General features: G+C 70.4%; 20 protein-coding genes and 1 pseudogene. 5 read left to right on the top strand and 16 right to left on the bottom strand.

Annotation, left to right across the window (positions count from 1 at the left end):
- Positions 1-572: 572 nt before the first annotated feature.
- Both ASG88_RS07385 and ASG88_RS07380 read right to left on the bottom strand, forming a co-directional pair.
- On the bottom strand, positions 573-1,433 hold the full coding sequence (locus tag ASG88_RS07385; protein ID WP_235534759.1) for an HNH endonuclease signature motif containing protein: 861 nt from the start codon (positions 1,431-1,433) through the stop codon (positions 573-575).
- Positions 1,434-1,776: 343 nt separating this feature from the next.
- Positions 1,777-2,154 (bottom strand): annotated as a pseudogene (locus ASG88_RS07380) (HNH endonuclease); the annotation flags it as partial.
- A 196-nt stretch (positions 2,155-2,350) separates the two neighbouring features.
- Here ASG88_RS07380 and ASG88_RS07375 point away from each other — a divergent pair.
- Entirely contained in the window at positions 2,351-2,851 is a 501-nt protein-coding gene (locus tag ASG88_RS07375; protein WP_056886793.1) for a hypothetical protein, read from the top strand.
- A 72-nt stretch (positions 2,852-2,923) separates the two neighbouring features.
- On the opposite strand, the gene ASG88_RS24015 is transcribed toward ASG88_RS07375, so the two are convergent.
- From ASG88_RS24015 to ASG88_RS22985, 14 genes are all read right to left on the bottom strand, one after another.
- Positions 2,924-3,052: a hypothetical protein gene (locus tag ASG88_RS24015; protein WP_268790677.1), complete on the bottom strand. Its 129-nt coding sequence runs from the start codon at positions 3,050-3,052 to the stop codon at positions 2,924-2,926.
- A 50-nt stretch (positions 3,053-3,102) separates the two neighbouring features.
- Positions 3,103-3,390 carry a hypothetical protein gene (locus ASG88_RS07370; RefSeq protein WP_157559617.1) on the bottom strand — a complete coding sequence of 96 codons (288 nt, stop codon included), beginning with the start codon at positions 3,388-3,390 and terminating at the stop codon, positions 3,103-3,105.
- A gap of 395 nt (positions 3,391-3,785) precedes the next feature.
- Entirely contained in the window at positions 3,786-4,589 is an 804-nt protein-coding gene (locus ASG88_RS07365; protein ID WP_056886791.1) for a class I SAM-dependent methyltransferase, read from the bottom strand.
- On the bottom strand, positions 4,589-5,650 hold the full coding sequence (locus ASG88_RS07360; protein WP_157559616.1) for a hypothetical protein: 1,062 nt from the start codon (positions 5,648-5,650) through the stop codon (positions 4,589-4,591). The genes ASG88_RS07365 and ASG88_RS07360 overlap by 1 nt, the downstream gene beginning before the upstream one ends.
- A 10-nt stretch (positions 5,651-5,660) precedes the next feature.
- Entirely contained in the window at positions 5,661-6,503 is an 843-nt protein-coding gene (locus ASG88_RS07355; RefSeq protein ID WP_056886789.1) for a sulfotransferase, read from the bottom strand.
- 1 nt (position 6,504) lies between these two features.
- Positions 6,505-7,701 carry an acyl-CoA dehydrogenase family protein gene (locus tag ASG88_RS07350; protein WP_056886788.1) on the bottom strand — a complete coding sequence of 399 codons (1,197 nt, stop codon included), beginning with the start codon at positions 7,699-7,701 and terminating at the stop codon, positions 6,505-6,507.
- Between the two features lie 107 nt (positions 7,702-7,808).
- A complete protein-coding gene (locus ASG88_RS07345) occupies positions 7,809-8,891 on the bottom strand; it encodes a hypothetical protein (RefSeq protein WP_056886787.1) in 1,083 nt (360 codons plus the stop codon).
- Between the two features lie 10 nt (positions 8,892-8,901).
- Positions 8,902-9,117 carry a DUF6752 domain-containing protein gene (locus tag ASG88_RS07340; protein ID WP_056886786.1) on the bottom strand — a complete coding sequence of 72 codons (216 nt, stop codon included), beginning with the start codon at positions 9,115-9,117 and terminating at the stop codon, positions 8,902-8,904.
- The gene (locus ASG88_RS07335) at positions 9,114-10,676 is read right to left on the bottom strand and encodes a class I SAM-dependent methyltransferase (protein WP_056886785.1); all 1,563 of its coding nucleotides are present in this window, start codon (positions 10,674-10,676) and stop codon (positions 9,114-9,116) included. The genes ASG88_RS07340 and ASG88_RS07335 overlap by 4 nt, the downstream gene beginning before the upstream one ends.
- A 2-nt stretch (positions 10,677-10,678) precedes the next feature.
- Positions 10,679-11,560, bottom strand: coding sequence for a glycosyltransferase family 2 protein (locus ASG88_RS07330; protein WP_056886784.1), 882 nt, complete (start codon positions 11,558-11,560; stop codon positions 10,679-10,681).
- On the bottom strand, positions 11,557-12,618 hold the full coding sequence (locus ASG88_RS07325; protein ID WP_157559615.1) for a hypothetical protein: 1,062 nt from the start codon (positions 12,616-12,618) through the stop codon (positions 11,557-11,559). Before ASG88_RS07325 ends, ASG88_RS07330 begins: the two co-directional genes overlap by 4 nt.
- 102 nt (positions 12,619-12,720) lie before the next feature.
- Positions 12,721-14,685: an endonuclease/exonuclease/phosphatase family protein gene (locus ASG88_RS07320; protein WP_056886782.1), complete on the bottom strand. Its 1,965-nt coding sequence runs from the start codon at positions 14,683-14,685 to the stop codon at positions 12,721-12,723.
- Positions 14,686-14,890: 205 nt separating this feature from the next.
- Positions 14,891-16,309 (bottom strand): phospholipase D-like domain-containing protein, encoded by a 1,419-nt coding sequence (locus tag ASG88_RS07315; protein ID WP_056886781.1) that lies wholly within the window; start codon positions 16,307-16,309, stop codon positions 14,891-14,893.
- A gap of 137 nt (positions 16,310-16,446) precedes the next feature.
- A complete protein-coding gene (locus ASG88_RS22985) occupies positions 16,447-16,902 on the bottom strand; it encodes a hypothetical protein (protein ID WP_056886780.1) in 456 nt (151 codons plus the stop codon).
- A gap of 108 nt (positions 16,903-17,010) precedes the next feature.
- On the opposite strand from ASG88_RS22985, the gene ASG88_RS07305 reads away from it, so the two are divergent.
- The 4 genes from ASG88_RS07305 to ASG88_RS07290 are packed head-to-tail and all read left to right on the top strand — an operon-like array spanning position 17,011 to position 20,305.
- Positions 17,011-18,303, top strand: a complete 1,293-nt coding sequence (locus ASG88_RS07305) for a magnesium transporter MgtE N-terminal domain-containing protein (protein WP_056886779.1) — start codon at positions 17,011-17,013, stop codon at positions 18,301-18,303.
- Positions 18,300-18,824, top strand: coding sequence for a DUF1003 domain-containing protein (locus ASG88_RS07300; RefSeq protein WP_056886778.1), 525 nt, complete (start codon positions 18,300-18,302; stop codon positions 18,822-18,824). Before ASG88_RS07305 ends, ASG88_RS07300 begins: the two co-directional genes overlap by 4 nt.
- Before the next feature lie 11 nt (positions 18,825-18,835).
- Positions 18,836-19,981 carry an Mrp/NBP35 family ATP-binding protein gene (locus tag ASG88_RS07295; RefSeq protein ID WP_056886777.1) on the top strand — a complete coding sequence of 382 codons (1,146 nt, stop codon included), beginning with the start codon at positions 18,836-18,838 and terminating at the stop codon, positions 19,979-19,981.
- A gap of 3 nt (positions 19,982-19,984) precedes the next feature.
- A complete protein-coding gene (locus tag ASG88_RS07290; protein WP_056886776.1) occupies positions 19,985-20,305 on the top strand; it encodes a sec-independent translocase in 321 nt (106 codons plus the stop codon).
- Positions 20,306-20,383 lie beyond the last annotated feature (78 nt).

Here is a 20,383-nt window from a genome sequence, read left to right as displayed (position 1 = left end):
GGCCGCATCCCGGCGGCCAAGATCGACACCAACTAACAACCGCAGAGGGGTCCGTTTTCAACCGACGCTAAGGGGTTCATTTTCAGCCGTCGTTGACAGGGCGTATGCAAAGGCTCTCTGTAAGACCCCACGCCACCTGACGCCTGCGTCCTGGGCTGCCTCTTCGGACGAGTAGCCAGACCCGCGCAGCGTGAGCGAAGTTGCCTGCGAAAGGTCTTGGTCCGCGACAGTGGACCGCAGGTAGATCGGCCCTGCTCCATTTCCGTCTCCGACCTTGAATTCGTTGCCCGACAGCGGGAGAGGACGACCGGGCGGGAGCAGGAAAGCCAGCCTAAACGTGTAGTCCCCCATGCCTTCAAGATAGGCCTGGTGCTGCAGGGTGAGGAAGACAAGGCTTGCCCGACTGTCTCCACCGGCGTCACGTACCAGCAGCCGACGCTTCTGCCCTCGAGGACCCATCACCAACAATCAGGTTTCCGTCGCAGTAGAGCTACCTAGGCGGGCGCGCCCCAGAAGGCGGACACGCGGGTGGCCCCGCCGGCGTGACAGTGGAGGGGTGCGGGGCGTGGTGGTCAGAGGTCCGGCGGGTGTGAGTCCGGCCGATCGGTGTTGTCGTCGGCTCCGGGGTCGGGCCACGCGCGTCCGATCGGTCGGCTGCCGGTGTGGTCGCGGAGGTAAGTGTGGCCCAGTGGGCTGGTCCAGACGAACACCCCGGGCTCGGTCATCTCGTACCGCCACCGCCCACGCGTCTTCAACCGGTGATGCCTGCGACACAACGGCGCCAGGTTGTCGGTCGCCGTCGGACCACCGTCCTCGGGCTTTTCGTGGTCGTACGGAATCACGTGGTCCAGGTCGCAGAGCCTCGCGTTGCGTCCGCACCACGGGAAGACACACGTCCCGTCGCGGACAATGACGTGCTCCCGCATCTCCGGTGTGGGCCGATACCCCTGGCACTCCAACCGCTCACGCAGGTCGATGACCCGGGTGACAGTGACCTGCACGTCAGGTCGCCCGCACCAGGCCCGGATCTGGTCCACCGACAACAACCGTTGGCCGCCCTGCTCGATCCGCCCACACAACGCCTCATCCGACGCATCCGGGCTGTCGAAGTGGGTGATCGCATCCGCGGACAGGTGCGCGTACAGGTGAATCTGCGTCACCGGCCTCGAAGGGCTCGAGGACGCCGTGGATGCCGTGGGTTTCGAGGCTCTCTGCGCTCGCACCTCAACCCCCGAAACGTCCAGGTCGTCCGGGTGGTCCGGGTCGTCGAAGCCGATGGTGAACTGGTGCCGCGCCAGATCACCCAGCGCGGTGGCCCGGCGTCCGTCGGCGGTGTCGGTGGACCCGAGCTTCGCCAGGTGCTCCGCCCCGCTCTTCACGGCTTCGGCCAGCGCCAGGGCGTCGGGGATCTCCAGGTCGGCCTCGAGGTGCATCGTCCCGTCGAACGACGCCTGCTCGGTGTCGAACGTGACGTGCCGCTTGTCCGCGGAGTCGTCCAGTGACTTCTGGACGGCGTCGGGCATGAACCGGACCCGGGCCTCGTCGACCACCCGACGAAGCTGCGACGGTGTCAACCGGGAGGCGCACCAGAACACCTGCTCGTCGACATGCGTTGCGGCCTCCAAGGTGAGGGCGAGGGTGGTCTGCGCGATGATCCGCGCCCGCCACCCCGCCACCAACCCGGACAGCACTGCACCCCAGAGCCTGGGCAGGCGGTAGGCGACCTCCACACAGTCGGTGAGACGAACATCAGCAGGTACATGATCAGGTAGACCNGGTCTGCGCGATGATCCGCGCCCGCCACCCCGCCACCAACCCGGACAGCACTGCACCCCAGAGCCTGGGCAGGCGGTAGGCGACCTCCACACAGTCGGTCAGGAACCGCCCCGCACTGTCGTTGGTCCGACCCAGCATCGTCGCGAACTCCGGCACACAGAACTCATCGATCGACGGCGAACCCTCACCGGCAAAGGTCTTCGGAGACGTGAAGCACGCCTCGGCGAACTCGGCGTCCGCGATGTGTAGATCGGCCCAGTGCACCGCGAGGCGCATCATCTCCACGTCCTCTGCCGCGGCCCGATCACGCGACTCCTTCACCGCGCGCAACAGCTCGGCCGGGGAGTCCGGCAGAGCGGGTGCGGTGGTCGATGACATGACGCAAGCCAATCAGGGACCACCGACAATCAGAGGTCGGGAAGACCCGTTCTGACCGGATGGTGGACACGAATTCTCTCACTGGGTGGGTCCCCATGGGCGACGCCCCTGACCGGATCTGCCGGGGCCGGGTGTGACGGCCGTTGCGGGTCGTCTGCCTCTGCCGACCCGGCAATACGAGCGCCATGCTGGAGTCGTGAGCACTACACGCGGAGTCACCGACAGGGCGCACATCCCGTGGGCACGCCTTCTGATCCTCGCCGGTGCGGCGACCATGTTCATCTCCGCAGCGCTGGGCTATGTCTGGCTCAAGCGCATGCCGGAGTTGCAGCCGGTGGACTTCGGGCAGCAGACGCAGATCCGCGCAACGGAGTCCACCTCAGCGACGATCTTCGCTTCCACAGGTATGTCCCAGCCGCCGTCCTGCGAGGTGACCTCTGGGAACGGGGACCCGGTCACCGTGGGCGACGCACAGCACTACCGCCAAGGAGCTGGCCTTGAGTCCGCATCGGGGTTCCCCATGACCTCCGGGACCGCCTACGCCGTCACGTGCCGCGGTACGGCCCAGCATGGGCACTTCGCGGTCGCGCAGGACGCTGCTGTGCCCGAGGTCAACTTCATCGCGGCGGGCTCACTGGGTCTCGTCATGTCTGTAGTGGGAGGTCTCTTCGCCTTCCGTCAGCGGCAGCGGCGATGAACAAGCCCCCCGGGGGGACGTCCGTGACTGCGGTTGCCCACCCTTGGGCGCGTCCCCGTGCGTCTCGGCCGGTCAGACGCCGTGCGTCCCGGCCAGGACGTCCAGCACGAGATACACGATGACCGCCAGGGTCACCATGGCGACGACCAGCCACAGCGACCACGGCCGTCGAGGGGGTGGGCTCACCGGGTCCTGGTCCATGTCTGCTCCTCTCTGCACCGGGTCACCGTCATCCGGCTACATGCCTCGACTCAGTGTCCGCCGAGGGCCTCACCCACGGCGAAGGCGACGACGATCAGGGACGTGAGGGAGGCGAGCACGATCAGGATCACCGAGCGCTCCTTCTCGCGGAAGATGGCCAGGCCTGAGGTGACGAGCGAGGCGAAAGCGAGCGCGATGACGGCGATGCCGATGGCAATGCTCAGCGCCCGCGGTAGGTAGGAGATGAGGGGCCACACAGGAAGCACCAGGTAGAGCAGCACGGGGAGCAGGAGCCACAGCGCGCGGCGGCCCATCGGGGTGTGAGGTAAGGCGTACATCCCGGTTCCTCCTGTCCGGATCACCTGGTCCGTTGTCAGTCCCGGTGGTGTTCTTGAGACCTGACTCAAGCCAATCGCGGGATCGACTGACGCGGTAGGGGCTTACGTAGGTAGGCGGCCGGGACGAATGCACACCAGGAAGAGTGTGGCCCGCACGAGTGTGCTCGGGCTGCGAGGGCGATCGGCGCCGGCGGGCTCGTTCCCGGGGGACGGGTGGCGCAATGTCGTGCCGATGCAGGCGGCCCGCAGCCAGCCCGTTGCCGACGTGGTCGTGTTCTCGAACAACTTCGCCGACCGGCCAGAGCGCACGAGGCCACCCGGCCGAGAACACGGTCCCATCCGGGTGGGGGGAGAGGCATCGAGGCTCGGACCACCGAGAGCACACTCCCGGCGGGTCAGGGGCGACGCAGGAGGTGGACGCGCGAGGTGAGCTTGCCGAGCATCCCGTAGACCTGCCAGAGGCACTCCCCCAGCATCACGTCGTACGCCGCGTCGCCGAACGCTTCGCGGTACCGCTCGGGGTCACGCTGGAGCCTCGCCACGTGCAGGAGCGCCCGCGAGGAACGCCCCGACGTCTCCTCCTCGTGCTCGCCCCACTCCGACCCGAGGTCCACGGAGGCATCGACGACGAGGCCGGAGTGGGAGATCGCCCCCTCGGTCGTGTCCAGGTCGACCGAGGCGGGCACGACACCCAGCACGGGGAAGAGCCAGTCGGCCTCCTCTGGCGCGAGCAGGTCGGTGGCTAGCACCTGGTGGACCAGCGCCCGACCACCAGGACGCAGCACCCGGGCGAACTCGCGGAACGCCGAGGCCAGCGACGGCGCGTGCGCGAGGGTGTCGCGGCACCAGACGAGGTCGACGGAGGCGTCGCGGAGCGGGATCCGGTCGGCCGTCCCCCGCTCGAAGGAGACCCGCGACGCGACCACCTCGGGCTCGCTGCGTCGGGCCTCCCGGGCCAGGTCGAGGTGGCGCTGCACCGGATCGATGCCGAGCACCCGCAACCCGAAGTGGGCCGCCAGCCGGAAGGCGTGGGCACCCTCGCCGCACCCCACGTCCACGGCCATGCTGTCTGGCGGCAGGTCGAGCGAGCGGACGGTGGCGAGCAGCATCGAGGGGTCGCGCGGAGCGAGGCTCTCGTCGAGCATCGCGACGAACGCCGCCTCGAGGCGCGGGTGGGCGTCGTGCAGGAACGAGGCCATCAGCCCGACCCCTCGTCGTCCACGGCCGCATCGGAGGCCGAGGAGGAGGCGACCCGGATCTGCTCCGCCAGCAACCCCGCCAGCCCCGCGATCGCCGCATCGGCCACGACGGAGGACGACACCGTCGCGGGGTCCACCCCCGGCACGTCGACCGGCGCGAGGTCGTCCCAGGAGCCGACCAGCGAGACGCCGAGCCCGTCGAGCGCGGACACCATGTGTGCGGCGTGGTCGGCCACCCAGGGGGCGACGGGCAGCCCGATCGCCGGCTCCTCGCCCTTGCGGGCGGCCAGCACCTGCTTGGCGAGCACGCCCTTGCGCAGCTCGGTCCCCTCCGGGAAGACCAGCCCCTCGTCGTTGAGCAGCTCGTTGACCCGCCGGATCACCAGCGTCGACGCGGCCCCGACGGACTCGTTGCCCATCCGGGCCGGCGCGAAGCCGTCGGGCGACGTCCCCAGCACGGAGCAGAAGCGCTCCCACAGGAGCTCGCGCGGCGCTCCCGGCGGCGGCACCGTGACCACCACGACGCGGGAGGCGCCGACCTCCTCACCCCACGTGCGGGCGAAGCGGACGATGTTCTGCTGGCGCCAGAAGGTCCGCCCCGACTCCGGCGGCTCGGCGGCCTCGTCGCGATGTCCCGGCCGCCAGGCCTCGATGCCGGCGAGGTAGTCGGCGAAGGTCCAGGTGCGGCCGTTCTGCACGGTCTCCTGCCACATGGCGGGGATCGAGCGGTTGAGGTCGCGGGCGGTGACCACGACGGTGACCTCGTGGTCGGGGAAGGACGCGAGCACGCGGCGTACGACGACCGGACGCACCGGTCCGAGGTACTCCATCGAGATCACCGACGTGCCCTCGTGGGCCTGCACCTTGCCGGCCATCTTGGCCCACTGTGCCTCGCCACCACGGAGCACGTCGCTCGCGGCCATCACTTGGGAGAGCCAGTTCATGCCGGGGACGAGGATCCCGCGGTCGAGCAGCATCCGCTTGTTGGCGAACAGCCGCGACTGGACGTAGCTGGTGCCGGACTTCATCGCCCCCACGTGGAGCACGAGCCGGCGGGACATGGGCGTCACCCTAGTCGGCGTCCTCCGTGTCATCGTCCTGCCGCGCGAAGGGGAACGGCCCGTGTCCCGTCGCCAGGACCTCGCGGGCGGACGCCAGCACGGCCGCCGACACCGGCGCGCCGGTGACGAACTCGCCCAGGCGTCGTACGACGGCGTCGCGCGCGTCCGGGTCGGGACCCGTCAGCTCCTCGTAGCGCACGTCGTGGACGCGATCGGGTCGGGTGGCGCGCAGGTGCTCCTGGATCTCGACGACCCGCTCGATGAGCGACCGCGCCTCGTCGGTGTCGGCGTCGCGCCAGAAGCCGGACCCGAGGACCCGCTCCACGTCGCGGGTGTTGAGGACGTAGCGCACGCCCGGGAAGGCCCTGTCCATCGTGTCGAAGAAGGCCGCGGTCTCGTCCGGGGCGATCCGGTGCCAGACGACCTCCTTGAAGCCGAGCACGTCGTAGTCGTCGGCGTCGAGGTTGCCGACGACGCCGGTCGTCACGACGTCGTTCATCGCCTGCATGAAGGCACTGCGGCGGATCGCCTTCAGCCCGTAGAACGCCGAGACGACGTTGCGTGACCCCTGCTCGCCGTGCAGCTCGCGGAAGGCCCGGAGGCGGGCCAGCGCACGGTAGAGGTCGAGCAGGTAGAGGTCGTTCTCCCCGCGCACCAGCACCCGTGGGAACGCGTTGAGCAGTCCCTGCACCAGCGTGGAGCCGGAGCGTCCGTAGGTGACCACGAAGACGTAGCGGAAGCGCTCGCGCGAGCGCCGCTCGGAGGCGGCCGCAAGACCGGCGCGGAAGCCCTCCTCCCGCGCCCGGTCCAGGCGCGCGTCGAGACGGCGACGGACCGGCGGCGGGAGGTACACGTCAGGCCTTGAGCTTGTAGTCCTTGAGGACCGACCGGCCGATGATCATCTTCTGGATGTCGGAGGTGCCCTCCCCGATCAGCATGAACGCCGCCTCGCGGTAGAGCCGCTCGATCTCGTACTCCTTGGAGTAGCCGTAGCCGCCGTGGATCCGGAACGACGCCTCGACGACCTCGTTGCAGTACTCCGAGGCGAGCATCTTGGCCATCCCGGCCTCGACGTCGTTGCGCTCGCCCTTGTCCTTGGTGCGGGCCGCGCGGACCATCATCGTGTGCGCGGTCTCAACCTTGGTCGCCATCTCCGCGAGGCGGAACAGGATCGCCTGGTGCTCGCTGATCGGCTTGCCGAAGGTCTCGCGCTGCTGGGAGTAGGCCACGCCGAGCTCGAAGGCCCGGTTGGCGATGCCGCAGGCACGGGCGGCGACGTTGACGCGGCCCACCTCGACGCCGTCCATCATCTGGTAGAAGCCCTTGCCCGGCTCCCCGCCCAGGATCTGCTCGGCGGAGATCTGGTGGTTCTCGAAGACCGCCTCGGTGGTGTCGACGCCCTTGTAGCCCATCTTGTCGATCTTGCCCGGGATCGTCAGGCCCGGGGCGGTCTCCCCGAAGCCCGGCTCCTTCTCCACCAGGAAGGTCGTCATGTTCTTGTAGACCGAGTCCGAGCCCTCGTCGGTCTTGACCAGCACCGCGATCAGCGTCGAGGACCCACCGTTGGTCAGCCACATCTTCTGGCCGTTGATGACGTAGTCGTCACCGTCCTTGACGGCCTTGGTCTTGATGGCCGCCACGTCCGAGCCCAGCCCCGGCTCCGACATCGAGAACGAGCCCCGCACCTCGCCGGTCGCCATCCGCGGCAGGTACTTCTTCTTCTGCTCCTCGGTGCCGTGCTGCATCAGCATGTAGGCCACGATGAAGTGGGTGTTGATGACACCGGAGACGCTCATCCAGCCGCGCGCGATCTCCTCCACGCACAACGCGTAGGTCAGCAGCGACTCGCCCAGCCCGTCGTACTCCTCCGGGATCATCAGCCCGAAGATGCCGAGCTCCTTGAGCCCCTCCACGATCTCGGTCGGGTACTCGTCCTTGTGCTCCAGCTCCGTCGCCACCGGAAGGATCTTCTCGTCCACGAACTGGCGCACGGCCTTGAGGATCTCGGTCTGGTCCTCGGTGAGTCCGTCGGTCTGGCACAGGCGACCCATGGCGGGAGTCCTTCCGTTGGGAGCGTGACGGCTGGTTACCAGCCGGTAGTGCGGACAGCCTAGGGGCGAAGGCGTCCGCGTTGGCACATGACAGTAGTCACACCCGCTCAGGTGCCCCGGAGGGCCTGGCGGAGGCGGGTCAGGCGCGACGGCGGCCCGCCCGGCTGCCTCGTGCGGTCGCCCCGACGCTTCAGGTCGCCCATGAGCACGGCGACCAGGTCGACGGCGACCTCGGCCACCTCGGCGTCCGTCACCGAGTCGGGGTGTCGGCGGGGCGGCAGGTCCTCGGGCACGCGCAGCAGGTCGAGGTCGCCCACCACGTCGTACGACGCCGCGCGCAGCCGCTCGACGGCGCGCTCGCCGCGGGCCCGGGCGTCCGCCACCTGGTCGTCGGCCGGCCAGAACGGCTCGCCCTGCCGCGGCACCAGCCGCTCGTCGGCGAGGAAGGAGCGCAGCCACACCCCGCGGGCGCGGGCGGTGTCGAAGCCGGTGAGGCGCTCGTTGACCCGGCGCAGCGTCTCGGCCTCGACCACCCCCATCGAGGCGTTGGCGAAGCCACGGGACGCGTCGCAGGTCGCCGGGTCGATGCCGAGCACGCCGGCGAACCGCTCCCACAGCACCTCGCGGGGCGAGCCGGGCGGGGGCGGCGTGAGGACGTGCAGCCGCTCGGGCGGCACGGTGGGCGCCCAGCGGTCCAGGACGAGCCCGAGGTCCAGCGAGCGCCAGTCCCAGACGGCACGAGGGTCGTCGGACTCCCCCCGGCCGTAGTCGGCGAGAGGGGTCGTGGACTTGTTCTTCAGCGACTCCTGCCAGCTCGAGGTGAAGAGCCCCAGCGGCTCGCGCGCGGTGATCACGACGTGCACCTCGGCGTGGGCGAGCTGCTCGACCATCCGGGCCGCCTGCTCCGGGGAGGCCGCGCAGAAGAACTCGTGGCTGACCAGCGCGTCCCCCGACCACCCGGCCACGTCGGCCCGCACCCGGTCCCACGCCCCCGCTGCACCGGGACCACGCCGGGCGATGCCCGGGTCGTCGCGCACGACCAGCGAGCTCAGGAGGTGGTCGCTCTTGCGCGCCCCCGGCAGCAGCAGGCCGGCCTCGCGCAGGCGGTCGCGTCCCGGCCAGGCGATGGCCTGGAGGTAGGACGTGCCGGTCTTGGGCAGCCCGATGTGGACGAAGACGCGACGGCTCACCGCGAGGTCCTCACGACCCCAGCTCGTCGACGTACCTGCTCACCGTGGCCTGCACCGCGGCCTCGTCACGCTGCGAGAGGGGCACCAGCAGCTCGGTCACCACGTCGAGCAGCTCGGCGAAGCGCTGGTGCAGCGCCTGCCCCTCGGCGACGCGCTCCTCCAGCGACGCCACCGTGGACTCGAGCGCCTCGACCCTCTCCTCCAGGTCCTTGCGGCTCAGCTTCATCGGGCCTCCACCTCCAGGCGGGTCGTCCGCCATTGCTTGTCGCGGGACGGCTCCTCGCCGTACCCGTAGTCGATCGGCTCGCCGACCAGGTCCTCCCGACCGGTCACGACCCAGCCGCGGGCCACGACGTCGGCGAGGAACGCGTCCACGTCGACCGGCCGGGTCAGCGGCGGGCGGCCCTCGTCGTCCTCGATCGCCTCGGTGAGGACCTCGAGGTGCACGCGCTCCCCCGGCCGCAGCACCATGCCGGCGAGGCGCCAGAAGTGGTCGACCCCCACCGGCGAGGTGCTGTCGACGAGGTGCCGGGCCAGGATCGTGCGTGGTCCGGGGCGGTGGGCGAGCAGCGCGCCCCACGCGAGCACCTGGCGCAGCTCGAGGAGGTTCATCGTGCGCAGCTCGACCGGCCATCCCTGCTGGGCGGCCTTGTCGGCGATGAAGGTCATCGCGGTCTCGGAGTAGTCGAGCCCCACGGTCGGCCGGCCGTGCTTCGCCAGCCACCGCACGTCGCGACCACGGCCGCAGCCCACGTCGACGACCCACGTGTCGGGGTCCTCGCGCTCGTGCAGGTGCTCGGCGAGGTGGTGCGGGGGCTGGTACGGCGGCAGCAGGCGTGCGAGGCCGTAGCGGTGGTCCCACTGCGGGCGGTTGACCCGGGTGCCCCGGAACCACGCGTCGAAGCGGCGCTGCGCGGACTCATCCTTCTCGTACCTGAAGGCCGGGTCTGGCACCTTCCAGCCGGGTCCGTACATCGCCTCGAGCAGCGGCTCCGGGCGCGCCGGAGCGGGGAACGTGCGGCCCTCGAGCGTGGTGGTGCCGAGCGGGAAGATCCACTCCCGCTCGAAGGGCGCCCACACCTCGCCCATGAGGGCCAGGTGGTCACCCACGAAGAACCCGCCGAAGACGTCGAGGCCGCGCACCGACCCGTCCGCGTCGGGGACGTCGATCTTGAACGCGGCCCCGCTGTGCCGCGACGTCGGGTAGCCCTGGCGCTGCACCGCGCGCTGCACCCGGTGCGACTCCCGGATCACGTCCAGCGGGTGGGTGTGGTGGCTGACGTAGCCGACGTCCGCGTCGCTGTCGTGGCCGATGAAGGCGCCGTCGCGCACGGCGCCGAGCAGGGTGCCGTACGCCGGGAAGGCCTCGAGGCCCTCCGCCTGCAGCAGCCCGAGCACGGTCCCCAGGGCGTCGAGCAGGGGCTCGAGCTGGCCCTCCTCCTTGGTCTCGAACGTCTTGACCAGGCGGCCGTAGTAGTCGATGCCCAGCGGTGCACCCTGTCGGTCGACCACGGCCACCCGCTCGGTCGACGTGCCGAACCGGACCTCGTCGTCGAGGACGACCTCGCCGGTGCCGAGGGTGATGGTCACCCGGGTGACCCCGTCGAGGTGGAGCCCCAGGCGATCGGGCCAGCGCACCAGCCAGCACGGTCCGTCCGGGGTGCCGTCGCGCCGGCTCCAGAAGGACCAGATGCGGCGGCCGTCGAAGGCCAGGTTGCACAGCACGTCGTCGCCGACGAGCCGGACGCCCTCGGCGTCGACCCGCACGTCGTGGACGGGCGCCACGCTCACACCCGGCCGAGGAAGCGGTCGGGGATGCGGACGAAGGGGCGGTTGCGCATGGCCTGCACCTGCCCGCCGCCCACGGCACGCCAGACGTCGGGCCCGCTCTGCTCGACGATGCCCGGCAGCTTCTTCAGCGGCGGGCCGAAGGGCTTGACCTCGTCGTGGTCGATGTCAGCGGTGATCTCGTCGAGCAGGTCGACCATGTCGCCGCCGCTGCGCTCCCAGCTGGTGCGGGCGGCGCGACCCTCGGTGGTGAACATCTCGTGGCGCCGGTCGGCCACGGCCTGCAGGTGGTCGCGGTCGGCGAACTTCATGTGGAACATGAACAGCTCGGGGTCGACCTCGAACGGGCACTTGATGCCGTGCGAGGCGAGCGCCCACGGTGCGGGGTCCCACTTGAGCGACGGCTTGCACATCAACGGCAGGAACTTCGCCAGCCGGCGCTGGCCCAGGATCGGCTCGCCGTCGACCAGCGCGGCCTCCCGACCGACGTCGTGGACGACGTTGAGGCCCATCACGCCGACTGCGGGACGACCCTCGCGCGCGGCGACGAAGTGGCGCAGCGACTCGTGCACCTTGGGGTCGGCGACGATGAACTCGTCCACGTCGCAGAAGATCGCGGCGTCGTACGCCTCGAGCAGGCCGGCCGACAGGCCGCCGAGCATGCCCATCCGGGCGGGCTCGAAGGACTTCTTGCTGGTCAGTGGCGGGATGCGCAGCACCGGGCAGGGCAGGTCGTCGGTGGAGCCGTCCGAGCTGTTGTCGTCGACGACGACCAGGTGCTCGGCCCCCACCTCGCGCGAGTAGTGGTCGACCCAGCGACGCAGCATGGTGCCCTCGTCGCGGGCCATCGTGATGACGGCGACGTGCGGTAGCGAGCTCATCGGTTGCCCTTCCTCAGCCGGGCGATCCGGCGGCGGTGCCGGCCCTCGCGCTCGACGCCGATCTGCACCATCCGCGACAGTCCCTCCATCGCCGCCTCCAGCTGCTGCTGCGTGGAGACCTGGGAGGGATGGACGCCGGGGACCGGCTTCGGCAGCAGCTCGTCGAGGTCGCCGACCACGCGGTGGCCCTGCTTGCGGAGCGCGGCGACCTCCGCGGCCCCGCGCTTCATCACCCAGCGCTCGTCGAGACCGAGGCGCGGCTCCTGGCCCTGGCGGGCCACCAGCCCGCGCTTGGTGAGCAGGTGCTTGACCAGCAGGTCGTAGTACTTGTCGTCGGTGAAGCCGTCGGCCTCGAGCAGCGCGTTGAGGTGCTGCAGCGTCATCGCGGTGGCGAGCCCGATGGAGGGGTTGGCGCGCACGTCGAGGGCGAAGGCCTGGGGGTCGAGGTGGAGCACCTGCGCGAAGCGCTCCCACAGCAGGCTCGACGGCGCGCCCTTCTGCGGCACCGTCATCAGCGTGAAGTGGTCCTCGCCGACCGCGTCGGCCCAGCGCCGGGCGATCTCGGCCAGGCCCTGGTGGTTCCAGAAGTTGCGCGCCACCGGCTGCGAGCGGTCCTCGGAGCGGACGGCGGCGAGGTAGGCGTCCCAGTCGACCGCCGAGCCGTTCTGCACCGACTCCAGCCACATGGCGGCGATGTTGCGCGCCAGGTCGCGACCGGTGAGCACCACCTGGAGGTCGCCCTCCAGGGCGTCGCGGACGAGCTCGATCTTGGCGGTGACGCGCGGGGCGAGGAACTCCATCGAGACCACCGAGGTGCCGGGGGTCGCGTTGATCTCGTCGACCAGCCGCAGCCACGGCCCGGCCGGGTCGAGCGGCTCCTGACGAGGACCGCCGTGGGCGATGAGGTCCTGGACCGCGGTGACCTGGTCGCGCCAGCGCTCCCCCGCGAACGAGATCCCGTGCTGGGCCAGTGCCTCGCGGTTGTTGCCGAGGACGTTCTGGATGAAGCTGGTGCCCGACTTCATCGAGCCGATGTGGAGGACGACGCGATCAGCCACGTCCACTCCCTTCCAGGTGCCGGTGCAGCCGGCCCCGGTCGGCCGGTAGTGCGGTGGTGCCGGGCCGACCCTACCGAGTCGGCTCCGGCACCCTCCGTCCGGTCAGGGGAGGCGTACGTCGACCAGCGCCATGTTGTGGTCGGTGACCAGGCTCAGCAGCGGCGGACGGGTGTACTCGAAGTTGGAGTACGTCGCCTCGGGCGAGCCGAAGATCCAGTCCACCCGCATGCGGCTGCGCGGGTTGGTGCACGTCCCGGTGGTGTCGTCGTACGCACCGCCGAACGGGCTGACCAGGTCGGTCTTGCCGAGCACCTTGCAGAGGATCTCGCGCTTCTCGTTCATGTCACCGACGTAGAAGACCGGCGTGCCGGTCGCGCGCAGCTCGTTGATCTTGGCGATCTGCACGTTGGTCGCCTTGTTGCGCTTGAACTGGTAGTCCCACGGCGCGTTGTGGACGTTGATGACGTAGATCTCCTTGCCCGTCACCTTGTGGCGCAGCTTGACGATCGGGCGCGGCAGCTCCTTGCTGATGAACTGGTTCATCATCGTGGTGGCGTCCACGAGCTCCCAGACGCTGGTGCGCCAGGCGAGGGCGGCCTCGGCCGCGTCGTCGCCGGCCTCGGGGCGGGGGTAGACGTCCCACGTGCCGCGGGCGGCCTTGAGCAGGTGCCAGACCTGGTCGGCGTTGGTCTCCTGCAGGCCCATGATGTCGATCGCACTGTTGTCGAGCTGGTCGGCCATCCAGGTCATCCGCGTCGTCGCCGGGCCGAACGAGTCGTCGTGGGCGTAGGGGCGGGTGTGCCCGTTGCCCAGCGCGTTGACGGTGGCGATCCGGAAGTCGGTGACCCCGGCCGGGTCCGCCGGCGGCAGCGGCTCCACCTCGGTGGGCGACGGGCTGCTGGTGAGCGTGCCGTTGCCGAGCTGGGCGCGGTCGTTCTGGCCCCAGCAGGACGTCGCCCCGGAGGTCGTGACGCCGCAGACGTGGCGCCAGCCCCCCTCGATCTCTCGCATGTCGGCCGGGCCAGCCTCGGGCGAGGTGGCGAACGGCTTGCTGCCGTCACCGATCACGCCGTAGGCGTTGTTGCCCCAGCACTGCACCCGGGCGTTGGTGTCGATCGCGCAGGAGGCGCCCTCGGTCGTGGTGATGTCGACGGCCTTGAGGTTGCCCACGACCTGGCGCGGGGTGGGCGTGGTGGTCACGGAGCCGTCGCCGACCTGCCCGAAGGTGTTGCGGCCCCAGCAGAAGACCCCGCCGCTGGTGTTGCGGGCGCAGGTGTGGGTCCACGAGGTCGAGACCTCGGCCCAGCTGCTGCTCGTGCCCACGCGGGCGGGCTTGGCCTTGCCGGCGTAGCCGCCGTGGCCGAGCTGGCCGAAGAGGTTGCCGCCCCAGCAGAACAGCGCGCCGTTCTTCTTGGTCGCGCAGACGAAGCGGCTCCCGACCGAGACCGACGTCCAGTTCTTGCCCTTCTTGACCAGCGTCGGCTTGGTGCGGGCCTTGGCCTTGCCGCCGTCGCCGATCTGACCGGCGGCGTTGTCGCCCCAGCAGTAGAGCTGCGTCTGGCGGGTGATGCCGCAGGTGTTGAACCAGCCGGCGTTGACCGAGGTCCACTTCTTGTTCTTGGCGACCACGACGGGCCGCAGGCGCTGCTTGGTGGTGCCGTCACCGAGCTGGCCGCGGTGGTTGACGCCCCAGCAGAAGAGCCGCTCGTTCTTCTTGATGCCGCAGGTGGTGCCGCCGCCGGCAGAGACGCGTCGCCACGGGTTGCCCTTGGTGACGCGCTGCGGGGTCGGGGTCTGGGTGCCCTTCTTCCCGTCGCCGAGCTGGCCGTAGGAGTTGCGTCCCCAGCACAGCAGCGAGCCGTCGCCGGGCAGTCGGCAGGAGTGCTCTCCCCCACCGGAGACGGCCTCCGCGCCCGCCTTGCGCCGCGCGGCGGCGGGCAGGGCACCGGCCGAGGCGGCGGTCATCCCGACCCCGGTCGTGGTGGTGCCGGCGCCCGCGGGGGCGGCCAGCGCGACCGGGGACAACAGGCTCAGGACCAGGGCGATGAGGGCGGTGTACGCCTTCATGGCAACCTCCGGGGTAGGCAGTGCAGCAGAGCGGACATCACGAGTAACACCAGTCACGGTAAGTCACAACCACCACAGTGGGCCAGACCTCGACCGCCGTGCGGGACCCCACGCCGCGTCGCGGTGCCCCCCGGAGAGACGCAACCGGCGGCCCCGGGGTTGTCCCGGGGCCGCCGGTCGGCGTCGTACGTCGTGCTCGTCGACGTCAGTCGAGCGCGGGCTGCATGGCGCCCATGCCCATCTCCTCGCGCACCTGCGCGAACGGGTCGTAGCCGGCCGACTGGCGCAGGATGATCTCCTTGACGAGGTCCTGGCCCTGCGGCGGCGGGTTCTTGAAGAGGTAGTTGATGAACTTCGAGTAGGACTTCTCCAGCGCCAGGCTGTTGATGATGAAGCCCTGCTCGTCGGAGAGCGTCGCCATGCCGGAGAAGTTGGCGCTGCCCTGGTAGACGACGTGCGCGGACTTGTTGCGGCCGTAGACGCCGGAGATGGTCAGTGCCTTCATGTGGACGTAGCGGTCCACGAAGCCGTCGCCGTTGGTGTCCTCGAGGATCGTCCGGCTCGGGATGTTGTCGAGGAGCTTGCGCGAGTTGTTGTTGAGCACGCCGTAGACGAGCTTGATGTTGCAGCCGTCCTTCTTCAGGCCCCTGAGCTTGCCGGCGATCGCCGAGCCGGGGCGGCCGTTGAAGACGGCCTGCGAGACGCGGATGACCGTCTTGCCGTTCTTGCCGGCGTCGCCGCGGGCGCCCTTGCACTTCACCTTGTTGAGCAGGCGGATGACGTTGTGGTTGCGCAGCGGGCCCATCTGCGGGAAGAACCAGCCGTCGTAGTTCTTGTCGTCGAACGTCCTGAACGCCGGCTTGACCTGGCGGTCGCGGGACATCTCCTTGAAGACGGCCTCGTAGGCGGCGTAGGTGCCCTGGCGACCCTGCACGGTGAGCAGGTCGTTCCACTGGTTGTACGCCGCGGCGTCGGTGAGGTTGGCCGACGTGGACATGACGACCATGTTGCGACCGCCGGTGCGGCTGAACATGAACCACTTGCCGTGCTGGATGCCCTCCTTGCCCCGGCAGGAGTTCTTGCACGTGCGGGCCCAGCTCTTGAGGTAACCGGGACGCTTCTTGTTGCCCTTCTGCAGCGCCCGCTGGACCTGCCAGAAGTAGCCGTTGGAGCGGCTCTGGTCCTCGGCGAGCCCGTTGGCCATGACCAGCCGGACGCTCACCCCGCGCTTGTGGGCGGCGATGATGTCGTTGACGAAGAGCTGGTTGCTGAAGTTCCAGGTGACCAGCTTCATCGACTGGCCCTTGGGCGTGTTGGCGATGGCCTGGCGGATGTAGCGGTTGATCTTGTGCGACTGCTCGGGGTCACGCGGCTCGTTGAAGCGCACGCCGGGGCGCGGGTGCCACTTGCTCGTGGCGTCCTGCGTCGGGTCCTCGGTGGGGGTCTCGGTCGGCGCCGGGGTCGGCGTGGGGGTGGCCGTCGGCGCCGGGGTCGGCGTGGGCGTCGTGGTGGGCGCGGCGGCGGCCACGGGCTCCCCGGCGCTGGCCTGGGTCGTCAGGAACGTGAGCGGCGCCATCAGCGCCAGCGCGGCGACCGCGGCCGTGATCGGGCGGTTGGACTTCATCGTGGTGGTTCCCCTGTGTGTCGTGGCCCTGCATGTCGGGTCCGGGCGGTGTCGTGGTCGGCGGCGCGGCCGTCGTCCGGTGCGGGTCGGTCGGGTCGGGGGCCGCTGGCGGCGACCGTGGGACCGGACGACCTGGGTCAGGCCTGGCAGGCCGCCAGCGCGGACTGGAACTGCTCGCTGGTGGCGGTGTCACCGACGTCGTTGACCCGGTTGCCACGCAGCGCGTAGAAGCGGTCGGCGTGGATGATCATCGGGCTGCCGAAGCCACACATCTTCTTCTCGGGCTTGACGGCGGTGCCGTCCTCCGAGCAGGCGGTGTAGTCCTTCGGGAGGTCGAGCCCGTCGACCCAGACGTCCGCGCACACCGGGAGGCCGTTGGCCGGGTCGGTGGCGGGCTCGGCCGGCGCCGTGTCCGAGGGCGACTCGGTGGGCGAATCCGTGGGCGACTCGGTGGTGCTGGGCTCGGCACTCGAGGACTCGGAGGCCTGGTCCGCACCCGACTCGGAGCCGCAGGCGCCGAGCACCGAGGATCCGAGCACCACGGCGCAGAGCAGCGCGCCCGAGCGGGCTGAGCTCTTCCAGATGGCGACCATGCACTCCACTGTAAGTGACGTGGCGACGGCCACCACATCACCGTCGGCGCTCGCGCGGGTCGGAGCGAGTAGCCTTCGCTGCCGGACACGAACGACCGAGGAGGAGCGATGAGCACCACACCGAACAGGGTCTTCCTCGCCCGCCTCGTCGGGCTGCCGGTCTTCGACCCGCTGGGCGACCAGGTGGCGAAGGTGCGCGACATCGTCGTGGCCCTGCGCAGCGACACCACGCAGCCCCGGGTCCTCGGCATGGTCGCGGAGGTCTTCGGCCGCAAGCGGATCTTCGTGCCGATGACCCGGGTGACCAACATCGACTCCGGACAGGTCCACACGACCGGCCTGCTCAACATGCGCCGCTTCGAGCAGCGCTCCACCGAGACGCTGGTGATGGGCCAGATGCTGGACCGCCAGGTCACCATCACCTCGACGGGCGTCACCGGCACGGTCTACGACGTCGCCATGGAGCAGGCCCGCAACCGCGACTGGGTGCTGTCGAGGGTGGCGATCCAGGAGCCGTCCAAGGGGTTCCGGCGCCGCGGCCAGACCCACACCGTGGAGTGGCGTGACGTCACCGGGCTCACCCGCCGCCAGGACGCCCAGGGCGCCACCCACCTCATCGCCGCGCTCAACGAGATGAAGCCCGCCGACGCGGCCAACATGATTCACGACCTCCCGCCCGAGCGGCGGACGGCCGTCGTGGCCGCGCTCGACGACGAGCGCCTCGCCGACGTCCTCGAGGAGCTGCCCGACGAGGACCAGGTCGAGATCCTGGAGCACCTCGACTCCGAGCGGGCGGCGGACATCCTCGAGGAGATGTCGGCCGACGACGCCGCGGACCTGATCGCCGACCTCAACCCCGAGACCGCCGCGACCCTGCTGGGCCTGATGGAGCCCGACGAGGCCGAGGACGTGCGGCGCCTCATGTCCTACGTCGAGGACACCGCCGGCGCCATGATGACGCCCGAGCCGGTCATCCTCTCCCCCGACGCGACCATCGCCGAGGCACTCGCGCACGTCCGCGACCCCGAGCTCACGCCGGCGCTCGCCGCGCTCGTCTACGTCTGCCGCCAGCCGCTCGAGACGCCCACCGGCAAGCTGCTCGGCGCCGCCCACATCCAGCGGCTGCTCCGCGAGCCGCCGTCGACGCTGGTCGCCGCCGCCCTCGACGAGGCGCTGGACCCGTTGCGCCCCGACGCCCGCATCGAGGAGGTCGCGGCCCACCTCGCGACGTACAACCTCGTCGCCGCGCCCGTCGTCGACGACGAGGGACGGCTGCTGGGCGCCGTCACCGTGGACGACCTCCTCGACCACATGCTCCCCGACAACTGGCGCGACAAGACGGTGCGTCCCGGCCCGATCAGCGACCGACCCCTGCGGACCCCGAGGACCGGTGGCCGATGAGCGACTCCCGCGCCCGCACCCGCCTCGACACGCCCCGCGAGGCCCGACGGCACCTCGTCCGCCGGCCCTCCTACGACTCCGACGCCTTCGGGGTCTTCGCCGAGCAGTTCGCCCGCTTCATGGGGACCGCGAAGTTCCTCATCTACATGACGCTCTTCGTGATCATCTGGGTCGCGTGGAACGCACTGGCGCCGGCGGACCTCCGGTTCGACCCGTTCCCGTTCATCTTCCTGACGCTCATGCTCAGCCTCCAGGCGTCGTACGCCGCTCCGCTGATCCTGCTCGCGCAGAACCGGCAGGAGATGCGCGACAAGGTGGTCGCCGAGCAGGACCGCCAGGCCAACGCCCGCGCCCACGCGGACATGGAGTTCCTGGCCCGCGAGGTGGCCTCGCTGCGGATGTCCGTGGGCGAGGTCGCCACCCGTGACTTCCTCCGCTCCGAGCTGCGCGGCCTGATGAGCGACATCGAGGAGCTGACCAGGCCCGAGCCCGAGCCGTCGGAGGAGACAGGCGGCTCGTAGACTCATCGATCATGAGCACTCCCACGCAGCAGCAGGTCATGGACGCGCTCGCGACCGTCAACGACCCCGAGATCAAGCGCCCCATCACCGAGCTCGGGATGGTCGACTCGGTGGAGGTCGCCGAGGACGGCTCCGTCGCAGTCCACGTGCTGCTGACGGTCTCCGGGTGCCCGCTCAAGGACACCATCAACCGCGACGTCACCGCGGCCGTCACCTCGGTCGCCGGGGTCACCTCGGTGGACCTCACCCTCGGCGTGATGACCCCCGAGCAGCGGGCGGGCCTCAAGGAGGTCCTCAACGGCGGCAAGGCCCAGCGCGAGATCCCCTTCGCCCAGCCCGGCTCGCTCACCAAGGTCTACGCCATCGCCAGCGGCAAGGGCGGGGTCGGCAAGTCGTCGGTCACCGTCAATCTCGCGCTGGCGCTGGCCGCGCAGGGGCTCAAGGTCGGGGTGGTCGACGCCGACATCTACGGCCACTCGGTCCCCGCCATGCTCGGCATCGCCGACGCGCGCCCCACCCAGGTCGACGACCTGATCATGCCCGTCCCGACCCCCTCGGGCGTCTCGGTCATCTCGATCGGGATGCTCAAGCCGCGCCGCGACCAGGTCGTCGCCTGGCGCGGCCCGATGCTCGACCGGGCCCTCGTGCAGATGCTGGCCGACGTCTACTGGGGCGACCTCGACGCCCTGCTCCTGGACCTGCCGCCCGGCACCGGCGACATCGCCATCTCGCTGGGCCAGCACCTGCCGAGCGCGGAGGTCGTCGTCGTCACCACGCCCCAGGAGGCCGCCGCCGAGGTGGCCGAGCGGGCCGGCACGATGGCCTCGATGATGCATCAGCGCGTCATCGGCGTCGTGGAGAACATGAGCTTCCTGACCCTGCCCGACGGCTCCACCATGGAGGTCTTCGGCAGCGGCGGTGGTGACCGCGTCGCCGAGACGCTCTCGCAGCGCTTCGGGTACGACGTACCGGTCCTGGGCCGCATCCCGCTCGACCCGTCGCTGCGCGAGGGCGGAGACGCCGGCAAGCCGATCGTCGAGTCCGACCCCACCTCCCCGGCGGCCGTGGTGCTGCGCTCAGTGGCCGACCGGCTCGCCGGACGGGGTCGCGGACTCGCCGGCATGCAGCTCGGTCTCACTCCGACCGCTAAGTTCTGACCCATGTTCGGGGTCGGTCTGTCCGAGTTGGCACTCATCGCCCTGGTGGCGGTGCTGGTGTTCGGGCCCGAGCGACTCCCGGTGATGGCCAAGCAGGCGGGCATCATGCTCCGCAAGGCCCGGGCGATGGCCGACTCGGCCCGCGACGAGCTGCGCACCGAGCTCGGCCCGGAGTACTCCGACCTCGAGCTGCGCGACCTCGACCCGCGCAACATCGTGCGCAAGCACATCATCGAGGCGATGGAGGACGAGGACGACCGGCCGCCGAAGGAGCCGGAGCTCGCCGAGGGCCAGATCCCGCCGTACGACGTCGACGCCACCTGATCCGAGGCGTCACCGGACTGCGGGAATACCTGTCGGGCCGACAACCAGGACGAGCTCGGGCGCGTCGCACGATCAACA

This window comes from Nocardioides sp. Soil777, from assembly GCF_001428425.1.
Lineage (GTDB): Bacteria > Actinomycetota > Actinomycetes > Propionibacteriales > Nocardioidaceae > Nocardioides > Nocardioides terrigena.
The sequence above is the reverse complement of the archived record's forward strand: the minus strand, read 5'-3'. Positions and strand labels throughout refer to the sequence as shown.